This window comes from Neobacillus niacini, from assembly GCF_030817595.1.
In the GTDB taxonomy this organism is placed as follows: domain Bacteria; phylum Bacillota; class Bacilli; order Bacillales; family Cytobacillaceae; genus Neobacillus; species Neobacillus niacini_G.
Genome location: NZ_JAUSZN010000001.1, coordinates 3,708,570 through 3,722,963 on the forward strand (window position 1 = coordinate 3,708,570; position 14,394 = coordinate 3,722,963).

Annotated in this window: 13 protein-coding genes and 1 riboswitch; of the genes, 3 read left to right on the forward strand and 10 right to left on the reverse strand. The window is 37.9% G+C overall.

Translation table 11 applies throughout. The features are described from left to right. Positions 1–34 precede the first annotated feature (34 nt). Positions 35–1,327 (forward strand): ABC transporter substrate-binding protein, encoded by a 1,293-nt coding sequence (locus QFZ31_RS17600; RefSeq protein ID WP_307305131.1) that lies wholly within the window; start codon positions 35–37, stop codon positions 1,325–1,327. A 75-nt stretch (positions 1,328–1,402) separates the two neighbouring features. After that, a complete protein-coding gene (locus QFZ31_RS17605) occupies positions 1,403–2,158 on the forward strand; it encodes an SDR family oxidoreductase (RefSeq protein WP_307311636.1) in 756 nt (251 codons plus the stop codon). A gap of 475 nt (positions 2,159–2,633) precedes the next feature. Here QFZ31_RS17605 and QFZ31_RS17610 read toward each other — a convergent pair whose 3' ends face one another. From QFZ31_RS17610 to QFZ31_RS17640, 7 genes are all read right to left on the reverse strand, one after another. Next, positions 2,634–3,026 carry a globin gene (locus tag QFZ31_RS17610; RefSeq protein ID WP_307305133.1) on the reverse strand — a complete coding sequence of 131 codons (393 nt, stop codon included), beginning with the start codon at positions 3,024–3,026 and terminating at the stop codon, positions 2,634–2,636. Between the two features lie 85 nt (positions 3,027–3,111). Further along, positions 3,112–3,504: a VOC family protein gene (locus QFZ31_RS17615; RefSeq protein WP_373459861.1), complete on the reverse strand. Its 393-nt coding sequence runs from the start codon at positions 3,502–3,504 to the stop codon at positions 3,112–3,114. A 12-nt stretch (positions 3,505–3,516) separates the two neighbouring features. Continuing rightward, the gene (locus QFZ31_RS17620; protein WP_307305138.1) at positions 3,517–5,175 is read right to left on the reverse strand and encodes an SWIM zinc finger family protein; all 1,659 of its coding nucleotides are present in this window, start codon (positions 5,173–5,175) and stop codon (positions 3,517–3,519) included. A gap of 74 nt (positions 5,176–5,249) precedes the next feature. Further along, positions 5,250–5,798 carry an ECF transporter S component gene (locus QFZ31_RS17625; protein ID WP_307305141.1) on the reverse strand — a complete coding sequence of 183 codons (549 nt, stop codon included), beginning with the start codon at positions 5,796–5,798 and terminating at the stop codon, positions 5,250–5,252. Between the two features lie 26 nt (positions 5,799–5,824). Then, positions 5,825–6,667, reverse strand: coding sequence for an energy-coupling factor transporter transmembrane component T family protein (locus QFZ31_RS17630; protein WP_307305145.1), 843 nt, complete (start codon positions 6,665–6,667; stop codon positions 5,825–5,827). After that, a complete protein-coding gene (locus tag QFZ31_RS17635) occupies positions 6,657–7,544 on the reverse strand; it encodes an energy-coupling factor transporter ATPase (RefSeq protein WP_307305147.1) in 888 nt (295 codons plus the stop codon). The genes QFZ31_RS17630 and QFZ31_RS17635 overlap by 11 nt, the downstream gene beginning before the upstream one ends. Beyond that, on the reverse strand, positions 7,544–8,404 hold the full coding sequence (locus tag QFZ31_RS17640) for an energy-coupling factor transporter ATPase (RefSeq protein WP_307305148.1): 861 nt from the start codon (positions 8,402–8,404) through the stop codon (positions 7,544–7,546). The genes QFZ31_RS17635 and QFZ31_RS17640 overlap by 1 nt, the downstream gene beginning before the upstream one ends. Positions 8,405–8,687: 283 nt before the next feature. Next, a riboswitch (PreQ1 riboswitch) is annotated at positions 8,688–8,733 on the forward strand. Between the two features lie 8 nt (positions 8,734–8,741). On the opposite strand from QFZ31_RS17640, the gene QFZ31_RS17645 reads away from it, so the two are divergent. After that, positions 8,742–9,227 carry a QueT transporter family protein gene (locus QFZ31_RS17645; protein WP_307305151.1) on the forward strand — a complete coding sequence of 162 codons (486 nt, stop codon included), beginning with the start codon at positions 8,742–8,744 and terminating at the stop codon, positions 9,225–9,227. Between the two features lie 51 nt (positions 9,228–9,278). Here the strand turns inward: QFZ31_RS17645 and QFZ31_RS17650 are convergent, their stop codons facing one another. The 3 genes from QFZ31_RS17650 to QFZ31_RS17660 all read right to left on the reverse strand — a co-directional run bounded on the left by QFZ31_RS17650 (position 9,279) and on the right by QFZ31_RS17660 (position 14,387). After that, on the reverse strand, positions 9,279–11,576 hold the full coding sequence (locus QFZ31_RS17650; protein WP_307305155.1) for a glycoside hydrolase family 3 protein: 2,298 nt from the start codon (positions 11,574–11,576) through the stop codon (positions 9,279–9,281). A 214-nt stretch (positions 11,577–11,790) separates the two neighbouring features. Then, a complete protein-coding gene (locus QFZ31_RS17655) occupies positions 11,791–12,561 on the reverse strand; it encodes a response regulator (RefSeq protein ID WP_307305158.1) in 771 nt (256 codons plus the stop codon). Further along, the gene (locus QFZ31_RS17660) at positions 12,558–14,387 is read right to left on the reverse strand and encodes a sensor histidine kinase (RefSeq protein WP_307305161.1); all 1,830 of its coding nucleotides are present in this window, start codon (positions 14,385–14,387) and stop codon (positions 12,558–12,560) included. The genes QFZ31_RS17655 and QFZ31_RS17660 overlap by 4 nt, the downstream gene beginning before the upstream one ends. Positions 14,388–14,394 lie beyond the last annotated feature (7 nt).

A 14,394-nucleotide genomic window follows, 5' to 3' on the forward strand; every position in this document is an offset into this window, starting at 1 on the left:
AAATATATAATAATCATTTTAGGGGGAAAAACAAATGGCATTCAAAAAGTATTCATTGGCTGCAGGTGTACTATCCGCTTCACTTCTATTAGGCGCATGTTCGAGCGACAGTACTTCTGGAGATAAAAAAAGCAGCGGTGGTAAGGACGATAAAGTAGTAGTTGACATTTTCCAAGGGAAAGTTGAAATTGCTGATCAACTGAAAGCGTTAACAGAAGAATATACAAAACAAAATCCAAACGTGACTTTTAACATTGAAACTGTAGGCGGCGGTGCGGATGGTGCTGCAGCTCTTAAAGCAAAATTCGCCTCTAACCAAGCACCTGATATTTTTACAAACGGCGGTGACCAGGAAGCTCAAGTATGGAAAGATAAATTTGAAGATTTATCTGATCAGCCTTGGATCAAGGATGCCTTTGAAGGTACTTTAGACGGAATGACCCTTGATGGAAAAGTATACGGTATGCCTTTTAATATGGAAGGGTACGGATTTGCCTACAATAAGAAGTTATTTGAAAAAGCTGGGATTAAGGAACTTCCGACCACATATTCTGAGTTAGAAGAAGCAGCGAAAAAGCTAGATGCTGCCGGCATTACACCATTCTCCATCGGTTATGCTGAATGGTGGGTATTAGCAAACCACGGCATGAACGTACCGTTTGCTTATCAAGAAGATCCAGATGCTTTTATCAAAGGTCTAAATGAAGGCACAGCTAAAATTGAAGGCAATAAAGAATTCGATAATTACTTTAAGCTTTTAGATCTTACAATGAAATACGGCAACAAGAATCCTTTAACAACTGACTACAATACACAAGTAACATTATTTGCTACAGGTGAAGCAGCGATGATCCAGCAAGGTAACTGGATTCAGCCAATGCTTGATAAATTAGATCCTAACTTAGAAGTTGGTTTCATTCCGTTAGCACTTGGCGATGATCCCGCTCAATCTGATAAATTAATGATTGACGTTCCTAGTAACTGGGTTATTTACAACAAAGCACCAGAAGCTGATAAAGAAGCAGCAAAAGATTTCTTAAATTGGATGGTTACATCTGAAGAAGGAAAAACAGCTTTAACAAAGGATTTCAAGTACATTCCAGCCTTTAAAACGATTGACGCCAATCCTGAAGATATCGGTGCTCTAGGTGCGGACCTTCTTAAATATTCTAAAGAAGGCAAAGCCTATCAATGGCAGTTCATGAAATATCCTGATGGAGCAGGTCAAGAGTTTGGCGCAACCCTCCAAGCATATGTAGGCGGCCAAAAGTCTAAAGAAGAAGCCATGAAAGCACTTGACGCAACATGGGCTAAATTGAAAAAATAAACTATACATTCAAAAGCACATTGGATTTTATTCTAATGTGCTTTTTAGTACTAATCATTTTTGGGGGGTTATGTTATTTATCATTTAAAAGGCAGTGTTGCATTAATTACTGGTGTCAGTCATGAAAATGGAATTGGAGCCGCTATATGTACAAAATTAGCTTCAGAAGGTGCAGATATTTTCTTTACCCATTGGGGTACCAATATCGATTGGGTAAAAAAATTTGAAGACAGTCTTCGTGAGTATGGTGTTCGATGTGGAAACTTAGAAGTAGATTTGGCTAATCCGGGTGCACCATTTAATGTGCTGGAGATCGTCACTGCTGAATTGGGGTTGCCTGCTATTCTAGTTAATAATGCAGCTCATTCTACAAGTGATGGATATATGAATTTAGACGCAAAAACACTAGATGACCATTATGCAGTAAATATGAGAGCTACTTTCCTATTATCTGTAGAATTTGCTCGTCGGTTTAGACAATCCTCCATGCGTGGGGGCAGAATTATTAACCTGACATCCGGTCAAGCACTTGGGCCAATGCCTGGTGAATTAGCTTATGCTGCAACCAAGGGGGCTATTTCGGCGTTTACCATTTCCTTATCCGCAGAAGTGGCACCTCTTGGTATTACAGTTAATGCAGTAAACCCAGGTCCGACGGATACTGGATGGATGGACGAAGAGATAAGGCATTGGATTTTGCCAAAGTTTCCGTTAGGTCGTATTGGAATGCCTGAAGATGCTGCACGCCTCGTTGCCTTCCTTGCTAGTGAAGAAGCTGAGTGGATTACGGGGCAGGTATTGAATTCTGAGGGAGGCTTCCTAAGAGGTTAGTGGGTTATTATTTGCAAAATAAGGTTGCCCAAGTTTTTAAAAAGGGTTCCTTTTTCGGGTGCATTCTTATTAAAAGACAAAGGTATGACGTATGATTTGGCATGCGTCTTTTTGTCTATTTATCAAAGTTTCTCGGTTGGGGGATCAGGTTAAGCACCTGAGTGATTAATAGGCGGAGAAATTCCGCTTAATTCGTAATTTGTATTAAAAAAAGCTAAATAGACGGAGAAATTCCGCCTATTGGCCAGAAAAATTTGAAAGTGGGGGGATTTTGCTTTGATTAAGCGGAAAACCTCCGCTTATTTACCCCGAAACGAGCTCCATTCTTCAATTAACCGGAAAGTCTCCGCTTATTTTACTTTTGCTGGATACACGATTATGGACAAGACCTCTTTACTCATAGAGAGTGAGTGAGTTTAGTACATCATTTTGGTGCAAAATAATGAACCGTATTACATGCCAACCTTTTAATCCTTTACTCTCTATCCGGACTATTAACCATAATCCCAGCAACTTGTGTTAACCGATCATAAAAAGCAAGTCCCGCTGGTTTATCATAAAGTCCAATTTCTTGAAAGGCTTCCTTCATACAGCGAAGCCAGCACTGCGCTCTCCTTGGTGTAACTTCAAAAGGCAGATGACGCTCTCTCATCGCCGGTGGTCCAAATTCCTGACTGTAAAGAGCAGGGCCACCTAAGAATTGTGGAAGAAACATTCGTTGCTTCCTCATTATTTCCTCCATGTCCCCTTCAAACAGCGGTCTTAATTCAGGATCTGCATAAACTTTTGGATAAAATGCAGCAACGAGCTTATCTATCGTTTCCTGTCCGCCGATCTCACTATAAAGAGATTTAAATTTATATTCCATGTCATACACCCCTTTTACTTATGTTTGATTATAAAGATAAAAGTGATGTCTTTTCGTGATTTAAATCACATTTTAAAAAAATACCTTATTTCACGCTAGGTGCGACTAGTTCTACTTTTATTCGATCCGGATCCTCAAAAAATACCGCATAGTATTCTTGACCTCCAGCATATGGGTGCTTCTCCCTGTATAGGATGGGGATTTGTTTCTTTATTAGTATCTCCGTTATTTCATCAACCTGTTCCCTAGACGTTGCATGAAAGGCAAGATGATTTAATCCTACTCGGCAACGGTGATAAGGAACATCCAAAAACCTCTCTTCAGCCTGAACAAATACAAGATAGGTCTCTTGATACTTCCAGCTAACCCCTAATTCCCATTTTTGATACTGTTCGTACCCTAATTCAGTTAGCAGCCAACCCCAAAAATCAACACTTTTTTCAAGATTTGAAACATATATCTCCACATGATGTAACATACTATCCCTCATCTATTGTCTAATTTTCCCTAATTCATCTATAAAGGCAGGACGTTTTTGATATCTTTGTTTCAACTCTCCAATTAATTTGTGTGAATGAATGGTACCAAAGGCTTTTTTGTAGGTTTTTATTAGCTTACAAACATTTCTGTAACCTCGTCTGTCCGATGTTCCCTCAGCAGAAAGTTCAATATAATTAATAAACAGATCATTCGCTTCTTCAAAATGACTCTCCATTAGGTATGGATACAAATCCATTATTAATGATTTATGCTTTTTACAATATTCTATTATTTGTTGCGTTAGTTTTTCTTCTTTCAGGATTTCAATATAGACAGTTGATTGGTATTGCTCTTTTTCAAAAGCTTCAATTAATCGGCCTAAAACTTCTGGCCATTCATCTTGTTCATATAACTCTTTTAATTTCATATAATAAGAGTATTTATTATTAAAAAGAAACTCATAGGCCAATTTCCGTTGATTTTTCACATCACCAAGTCCTTCATAGGCCAGGTAACGATACTCCCTCCACTGATGCACCAGCCCGCGATAACTTTTGTCTACTTCTTCCCCCGAAATACAAAGCTCGAGAACTTTCTCATAATCACTATTTTCCAATGCTCTTGTAATTGCTTTTTCACGAAAATCGCTTATTTTAATATTCTTATAAATAAACTTTTCTGCTGCTGACGTTCCATCACATTTTTCTATTATTTCAAATTGGAGAAGCTTTACCTGTTTCTTTTCATACTCCTCACCCCATGAATTACCTGCTTTTTGTTCTAACATCTCCAGCTGCTTTTCTAGCTTTTTCCGTAAATCCTTCTTATGAGAGAAAATGGCACAAACATTTAATAGCCCAAAGCGCCAATCACTCCAGCCATCAAATTGTTTTTTCAAAGCTTCTTTTAAAATTACCTCAAAAAGCTTCTTTTGCTCTTTTTCATCTAAATGCTCCAAATTGGTCGTTACCGCTTGTTCAATAGTAGAAATAGCCCGATTCATAATAAAACTAACCCCGCCATTGGAGTCATCGCAAAATTGGATCATCTTTACAACGGGAGATAACACTTCTAGTGCTAGTAAAACAGCTGTCTTACTATCACCCATTTCTATCTTTTCCTGGGCTTTTTTTAGCGTCATCTCTGCCCCTTGCAGTGCAGAATCAACATGTCGCCAATCAATAAACCCATTACGTTTTGCATTATTGATATATTCTCTGATGAGTTTCTTACTAGCAGTAATTTCATCTTCATTGTTTGCAAACTTAAAAAGCAAGCGTTTTTCTATATCAGGATAATCATCAGAAATTTCAAGTAAAATACGAACCAATTCATCCTTGTTTTGTTCTGCTAAAACCTGTTTTAAATCATTTTCTACCACTACAGCAGGTTCCCCGAAAGTCTTCATATTTTTCAATGCAAATAGAACTGCTGCCTCATGTTTGCAAAACTCCCCTAAGTCATAGGGGCAATCACAATATGATTCTTCTATTTCATCGTTTAGATTTAATGATATCTCTACTCTATAAACTTCTGATCCATCTACCCTAGCCTTATATTTCTTTTTATCCTTGGTTTCAAGACTTACGACATGTCCCTGGTCAAAATAATCAAGTCCACGCTTAAGAATCCGATTGTCAATGGCTTGTTCAAAATCAATAAGCTTCACATCGCTCAACTCCCCTATTTATCAAGAAACCCATTGGTGCCTAAGCCTCAATGGGTTAAATTCTTATGATAAGATTAATCTTCTGAAATCCTAGATTTTTTCCCTTTACCAATTTGCTTCCATGATAAAACTACTGCTAGTGTAACTATTGTACCAACAATTGCTTCTGGAATACCACTTGTTATAGCAACTGTCCACGCTACTTCAGCGCCCATGTAACCTCTAACTACTGCCATTGTTAAAACTAGAACCGTATTGGTCAAGGTTCCTAGGAACGCTGCAGTGCCAATAGCAAGATACTCACTTTTTCTACGTATTCCTACATATACAACCCATGCGACAACTCCAATAAAAAGTCTAGGCAGGATTGCCACTAATGGATCTTTGAATAGTGGAACGGTAGCATTTAAGAAAGAGGAAACACCAAAAATAATTCCGACAATCGCACCTACAATCGGTCCCTGCATAATCCCGCCAATTATCGCAGGAATATGCATGATGGTTGCATTCCCAGCTGCTGTAGGGACGGGAATATATCCTAATCGAGTTACACCTAAAAGTATCGCAACTGCACCAAGCACACCAGCAATAACTATGTTTCGAACCGTTAATGTACCTTTCATTCTATATCTCCCCCTTTATTTTTTATCTAAAATGGAAACGGATAAAAAAGTAATAGTAATGATAATAATAACCCAATAATTAACACTAAATAATCACGCTCGAGTGCCTTATAAACCGAATAGGCACTTCTCTCATTTCCAGGAGTATAGCAGCGAGATTCCATGGCTAAGATGAGATCTTCTGCTCTAGATAACGCAATATTAAATAATGGGATAATAATGGGAAGCATATCCTTCGTCCTCTGAATGATTCTCCACCATTCTCCCGACCCAAAATCTGCCCCTCTTGAAGCTTGCGCCTTCATCATTTTCTCCATTTCAATCGCAAAGGTTGGCACAAAGCGAATCGCGATGGTAATAATCAAGGAAAGTTCATGGACAGGAAATTTTATTTTTTTTAAAGGACTTAAAAGACTTTGGATGGCATGGGTTAATTCTGTTGTTGATGTGGATAGCGTTAAGACGCTGCTTAATAAAATGATTTCCACAAACCGCACGGCCGAAACAATTACGAGTCGAATACTCTCACTGGTAATCAAGATAAAACCATATTCAAAGAATACAGTTCCTCCAGAAAAAACATTGCCTTGGAAGATTAGTTGCAACACAGCCAAAATAATAATAAAGGGAATAGCAGGTTTTATACCCGATAACCCATAACTGACAGGTATTTTAGATGCCCAGAATAAATAAATAGATAATAGCAGACCCAGCGCATTTCCTACATAACTAGTATTGAGGGCTATGGCTAAAACAAGAATAGTGAACACCAGCAGTTTTATTCTTGGGTCCAGCCGATGAATAAACGACCCAGTCGGTACATACTGACCAATGGTAATATTCCTAGACAGTTCAAATTCACTTGCCATGATTCTTCACCTCTCCATCGGTAAGAACCTTTATGATTTCGTCAGCTGCCTCCGAAACCGTAAAAGCAGAAGTATCTACATTGTATCCAAGGTCTTTGAGCCGGTACAGCGCCTGCACGGTTTCCGGTGTTCCAATTTGGTAACGCTGCAATTTTTCCTTGTCAGTAAAAATATCTACTGGAGTACCTGATAAAACGTCCTTGCCATTTGCCATTACATAAACTCTATCCGCTAAATAAGCAACTTCTTCCATATTGTGTGATACGAAGATAACGGTTAAGTTTTCAATTTTATTTAACGATTTAATCTTATCCAACAACTCATTCCGAGATCTTGGATCAAGCCCCGCAGTGGGTTCATCAAGAACTAATATTTTGGGCTTTAACGCCAGGATACCAGCAAGTGCAACCTTACGCTTCTGCCCGCCGCTTAAGGCAAACGTCTGGCGATCCTTCATTTCCTCAAAGTTTAAGCCGACCATGTTCATTGCCCATTTAACCCGTTCCCTGACTTCCTTGATAGGTAATCCCAGTTTAAAAGGACCATAAGAGATGTCATCACCAATTAATTTTTCAAAGATTTGATCCTCCGGGTTTTGAAAAACCAATCCGACATTTCTCCTCAATGCTTTAATATCAATTCGTTTTTTCGATAAATCTATTCCATCGATGATGACTTTCCCCGAATCTGGCCGAATTAGCCCATTAAAATGCTGGATGAGGGTTGATTTCCCTGAGCCAGTGTGCCCAATAATGGCAATACATTCCCCCTCGTTTACGACCATGTTTGTCCCTTTTAAGGCCACATGCTCCATTGGGGTGCCTTTCATATATGTATGAAATAAGTTTTCTATTTCGATGATAGGTTTTCCACGCATTAAACCACTTCCCCGCTCCTTGCTTTTGAAACTCTCTTTACTTCGTTAATTAGTTCTTCCTCTTGGATGAGTTCTTTGGAAAAATTCGGAATTTGATTGTGGACCATTTCAGCTATTTGACTAACTGCTGGAATATCTAATTGCAGTTCCATTAGAACCTCTTTGTGCTTAAAAATATCACGAGGTTTTCCATCCATAACAATCTTCCCGTCTTCTACGACTATAATTCGGTCTGCTTCCGCTGCTTCTGACATACGATGGGTAACGGTTATAATCGTCATTCCCATTTTATTCATTTTTCTCATGACCTGAAGGACTTCGTTTCTTCCAAATGTATCCAGCATACTGGTGGACTCATCGAATACGATACAGTCCGGCTGCATGGCAAGCACTCCAGCAATCGCCACTCTCTGTTTTTGTCCTCCTGATAAATGGTGCGGCGGCCTTTTACGAAACTCAGACATTTTGACGACTTCTAAAGCCTCATCAATTCTTTGCTTCATTTCTTCCCTCGGGACGCCAATATTTTCTAACCCAAATGCTACGTCCTCTTCGACAATCGTCGCAACAATTTGATTATCAGGATGCTGAAAAACCATTCCAACCGCTTTGCGGATATCCAGCTTTTTACTGGCGTCCTTCGTATTGTGACCACGGACCCAAACATCGCCTGAGCCAGGTGGTAAGAGCCCATTTAAATGCTTAGATAATGTGGATTTTCCTGAACCATTATGACCAATAATGGCCACATATTCACCTGGAAAAATGGAAAAAGAGACATCCTTAAGAACAGACACTTCATGGGTCTCATTGATTTTATATGAAAATGATACATTTTCTAAAGCAATAATCGGTTCCAACTAGATCCCCCTCTCCTTCTATTTTATTAATATTCTGAATATTATTCAACCATAGTAAATGATTCACAAGAAATATAATAGCACGAAGTCATAAAAGGGGATATCCTGAAGCATTAATCTATCTTTTTATTTTCTATAATTGAACACTCTTTTTTAATTATTAGATTGCACAATAAGGGAAATATTATCCAATATATACGTATAGAATATACCTTGCTGAAAGATTATCTCAAACTTTAAATTGACTAGTAAATACATTTATACTACTATATTAATTTGTCAATAAAACGTGGTTCGAGAACCTCCCACGTAAAAAAAACTAAGGAGATAACTAAATATGAAAATAAAAACACTTGTCTTAAACGCAATATTAGCGGCTTTATATATTGCTGTATCAGGCTTAATCGCTCCCTTCGGTTTTACAAATATTCAATTCCGTATTTCAGAAATGTTTAATCATCTTGTTGTTTTCAATAAGAAATATATATTCGGAATCATCGTTGGGGTATTTTTGAGCAATCTTTTCTTTTCCCCGATAGTCGCCTATGACCTCGTTTTTGGTGTCGGTCAATCATTATTAGCCTTATCGATTACAATTGTATCCGCACGTTTCATTAAAGGAATTTGGGCCCGTATGATTGTAAATACCGTTGTCTTTACCTTTACTATGTTCTTGATTGCTTGGGAATTAAACCTAGCATTCGAATTGCCATTCTTATTTACTTGGTTAACAGTGGCAATTGGAGAGTTTGTTGTGATGGCTGTAGGCATGCCGGTTATTTATTTCATTAACAAGCGCGTTAATTTCGAAAAAATGATATAAAAAGAGATGCTCACTACCAATGAGCATCTCTTTCTTATATCAACCTAGTTCTTATTTTTTTGCATGAGCCGGTACTCCTGTTTCATCTGCATGGTCAGGCTTTCCTGTTTCATTAGCATGAGCTGGTACATTCCCCTTGTTGTAAGAAAGACCAAAACCGTATTCGTACTTGTCACCACTTTTATTCTTATAAGTGAAATGTTTATATTCTTCTTGAGCAAAGCTTGGAACATCCCCGACTTCTCTTTCTACTGCCTCCGCACTGGCTGGAATAGCGAATGGAAGCTTACCAACAGGATTGAATTCTCCAGTGATTACATCGAATACCGCCTCTTGAAGCGTACCAAAAGTACCGATTAATGCTGCAGCATTTGGTTCAAGCTTGTTTATTAGCCATTGGTTCGTAAAGTTTACCGCAGTAATGGTTGGAATAGCTTTTTGAATTTCAATGATTCGATCTAATTCAAGAATACCTGTTGTTTCATTAACATCAATACGTGGGTTATTATCCCAGTTAGATTGAGTTGGTTTAATATATAAATATGCATGAGTTGCTTGATCAACACTATCTACTAACGTAATGTTAGGGAATTCTTCTTTGAGCATTTTCTTTAAGTCTGCATTAAATGCAGCAGTTTGTTTTGCTGATTCTTCATTAATAGTTTTTTGAGGATTTGGATTATTTCTTCCTGGAGCAACCCCAATAAATCCTTCAACATAAAGCTTAACATTTTCTAACTTTTCTTCTGTTAACGGTAATAGTTTTTCACCTTTGGTTTTATCATTACGCATTAAAACGACTGACTTTTGATGCGCTTCATAAGCTAATGCTCTGTGTTCTTCATTGTTTGCAGCAGCAATAGCTTCTGCAGGATTTACATATGGGTCTTCAAATAAACCTAATGTCATCATTTCTGATAATGTATAAGTAATGGATTCGTTAACTTTTGATATATCTACTAAACCTTCGTTAACAGCCTGAATTACTAGCTCTGGTGTTGACCCACCTGAAATAATATTGGTTCCTGCATTTAATGCTTTGGCCACTTTTTGTACATTTGGAATTGGATTTCCATCTTCATCTACTAGGTAACCCCATGCACTGCCAGCTACAGCACCAGAGTCAGAGTTAATATATCCTTTGAAACCAAGACCTTCACGCAAGTAATCGATGATTCCTTTATTTAGAGTCATACCAACTTCTTCAAATTGCTCAGTTTCACTATATGGTTCTAACCCTTGATCAGCACTAGCATTACTTGGATAAGCGTAATAAGGCATTACCGATGCTACACCAGCTTCAATTGCTTTCTGGAAAGGAGGAATATGATACTTCTCCAAACTTCCTTCCGTAGGATAAATATTAAAGCTTCCGTTTGCAAAGTGAGGATCTTGTCCATCATCACGAGCTCCACCGCCAGGGAAGTGTTTAACTGTGATAGCTACACTGTCTGTACCCAGTTTTTCAGTTTGGAACCCTCTGACGATTTTATAATTCATGTCGCCAACTACTTTTGGATCTTCGCCAAATGTCTCCTCAATTCTAGCCCATAGCGGGTCTGTTGCAACGTCGGCCATATATCCGTAAACTTTACGAATACCGGCAGCTCTCCATTCTTGGCGGGCAATTTCCGCAAATTCACCAACAGCTTCTACATCTCCTGCTGCTGCTAAACCTAATGTACCAGGCCAGAAAGTATGTTGGTCTTGTGTGTTCGTAATATTTGTATAATCCGTTGAGGCAGAGTTTCTCGGATTCGAAGTAATAACCACCGGAATCCCTAGCTCTAGCCCCTCTGCTAATTGCTGCATTTGGTTATTATAATTGGCAACATCGCCTAGGTTTTGAGATAGACGGTAAATAACGTGGCGTAATTTCTTGTTAATAACAATATTGGCATTAGCCTCGGTTACAAATTTCCCATCTGCTGGATCTGCTGCTGGAGTATGAGTATTTATGTACATCAATCCAGCTTTTTGTTCAAGAGTCATTTTGCTAATCAAATCCGCTACACGCTCTGAAACTGGCTTTCTCCAGTCTTCATAACCATCTAAGCTTCTATTGCCATTTGCATCTCTAAAATATTTGCCACTGATTTCAAGAATTCTATCTTGAGTTGCTACTTCAATTTCTGGCTGGCCCTCAGCTTTTGCAACTTTAAAAGTTGTTATTGCACCTCGGCCAACATACGGAGTTGCTTCCCCTTCTTCACCTGTGTACCCTTGGTCATCCGCAAATCCTACCTGCGGTCCAATAACTGGTGCAACTAATGATAGAGTAAGTGCAGTTGCGAGAAGTTTCTTTCTTAGCTTTGAAGATTTTCTAATCTGCTTTGATAGTAAAGCCATTTTTCTTCCTCCCCTTTTATACATTGAATGCGTTTACAAAATCTAAGATAGCGTATCTATGTATAATGATATAATTCAAAGCAGCCATCCAAATAGCGAGTTTTTTTAGTTATTTTTGTGATATTTTAATATTCGAAACTTTTAGTCAAAAATACCTATGACTTTCTTCCTTCTTATAAAAAAAGAATCAGAAAATATTATTTCCGACTCTGCCTTATCTTTTAATTAAATGACCATCGCTGTTTTTGCTGGTGATATTCCGATACTCTGACGGAGAACTTCCTACTATTTTCTTAAAATTGTTACTAAAGTAAGCTAAATCAGAATATCCCACTCTTTCGGCAATCTCGGACATTCTTAAGGTTGTATTTTGCAATAATCGCTTACTTTCTTCAATTCGCAGTTCCGTAATATAATCAACGAACTTTTTATTTAGCTGTTGTTTGAACAATTGACTGAGATAACTGGGGTTGATATGAATACTCTCTGCTGCTTCTTTTAAAGTGATTTGATCTAAAGGTGTTTTTTCTATATAATCCAAGATTCGATCGATCGTTGATAAAGGTAGATTTTCTTTATCAGCCAACATTTGCTTACTCGTATTATCTTTGTTATTTTTTTTATTTAGCCATTTTTCCAGACAATTTCTTATCTCATTTTCCTCGATGGGTTTAAGCAGATAATCCGTGACACCACTCCTCATTGCCTGCTGAACAAACTGAAACTCATCATGGACAGAGATCACAATCACTTCATACGTCCCGTTTAAAGTACTAAGTTCCTTAACCAATGCAAGACCGTCCATCACCGGCATTCGGATATCCGTTAAGATTAAGTCAACTTCATTCATCTTTATCCAATCTAACGCTTCTAATCCATTTTGGCATTCATGGACCACCTGCAAGGGAAGATTTAATTTATTTATCGTCCACTTAAGAGCGGTACGTACCCATCTCTCATCGTCAACTAACAAGATCTTTTTCATCCAATCTCCCTTTCCTCTGTATATTCCCTCATTGGCAGTTCCATCTCGACCACCGTGCCGGTCCCTAACTCACTTCTAACACTAAGGCCATAATCCGCGCCAAACACATAATGAATCCTTTGTTGGACATTTAATAAGCCGATATGTTTCCCATCTGAGTTTGTCGTTTTCTCTTCAAGCTTTCTAGTAAGTTCGTCTAAAATGTGATTTGGAATGCCTGAGCCTGTATCTTCTACTCGAATCGTAAATGAAAACTCCGAATGGGGAACAACTGATATGGTAATTTTTAATTTTTGACAGCTTCGACCGTAGGCATGAACAAAGCAATTTTCAACTATTGGTTGAAGTGAAAACTTTACTACCTGAAGCTCCATTGCCCATTCAGGAATATCCAACTCATACTCAAATCGGTCTTCAAATCGAAACTTCTGAATCTGAAGATATGTCTTGCAAAACCTTATTTCTTCTCCTAGACTAACGATGGAGGAATCATTTTTAAGATTATACCGAAGCAGCTTTGCCAGGGAAAACGACATGATTGCAATATTTTCCTGACCTTCTTCTAATGCCATCCCTCTAATGGTTTCAAGAGAGTTATATAAAAAATGAGGGTTCATTTGAGACTGAAGCATTTTTATTTCAATCTCTTTCTGTTTCAGGGACATTTCTGTTTCTTTCAATTTGGAGACGTATACTTCTTCAAGTAAATCTGATAGCTTTTCGACAGTATGATTGAATCCTGCAGATAACTGTCCAATTTCATCGTTTGATTCCACTGGGACTCGACCGCTAAGGTTTCCAATTTCTACTTCCTTCATAAACCTCTTCAGGCGCCGAATCGGGCGGATTAAACTTGTTGCAAATCCAAATCCTATCGTGTAGGCAATAATTAACGAGATGATAATTGTCAAAACAATGGTTCTTCCAATTTGAATAATTCCACCCGTTAAATCTTTATAGGGTACGGCGGTAAAAAAACTCCAGCCTATATTTGAGGAATAAGTATAAGTAACAAAATCCTTCCTCTTGTTCTGTAAAATTTGTGTTCTGCTTTCGTTATTTTGAAGTTGAGCGAGCTGGCTAAATTCTACTTTTTTTCCAAGCTTCGAATAATCAGGATGATAGACGTAATGCCCTTTTGCATCCAATATAAAAAAATAACCGTTTTTACTAATCGTTACTTTGTTGGAGATTTCCTCAATTCTTCTAAAATTAATATCAATAACGAGCATTCCCACTGGCCTAAGAGTATCAGGGTTGTATAATCTCCTAACAAGAGAAATAACCGGCTGCTCTTTATTTCTTAGCTTTAGCGTTCTCGTTACCAACATAGTCATTCCGTTCATAGGAACGGATGAATACCAATATTCTTCTTTTATTTTCGTAGAAGGATAAAAATTATTTATCCCAAGGGTATCGATGACAATATCGTCATCTACTAAAACCGTAATGTTAGAAATATCTGCTCGAGAATACGCAGAATACTTAAGTGTGTCCCTGGCTGCTTCTACAATTAGATCACTTTTTTCATGTTTAAATAGGCTGGATAATTCCGGAGAGTTAATCATTTTTAAACTGGTAATCTCAAATTCTTGTAGGTAATATTCAATATGAGATTCTACCTGACCAATTACTTGACCGCTATATTGCCGGAGCTCGTTTTCCAATTCAGCTGAAGATCGATTATACGAGATAATCCCCACTGAAAGAACGGGCAATATAACAAGAAAGCTAGAAAAAATGCAAAGCTTCATCATTAATGATTGATTCTTTAAGAGAATATACTTTTTAATAAATTCTGCTATTTTTCCTCTATGCTGTTGCATTTTTTCA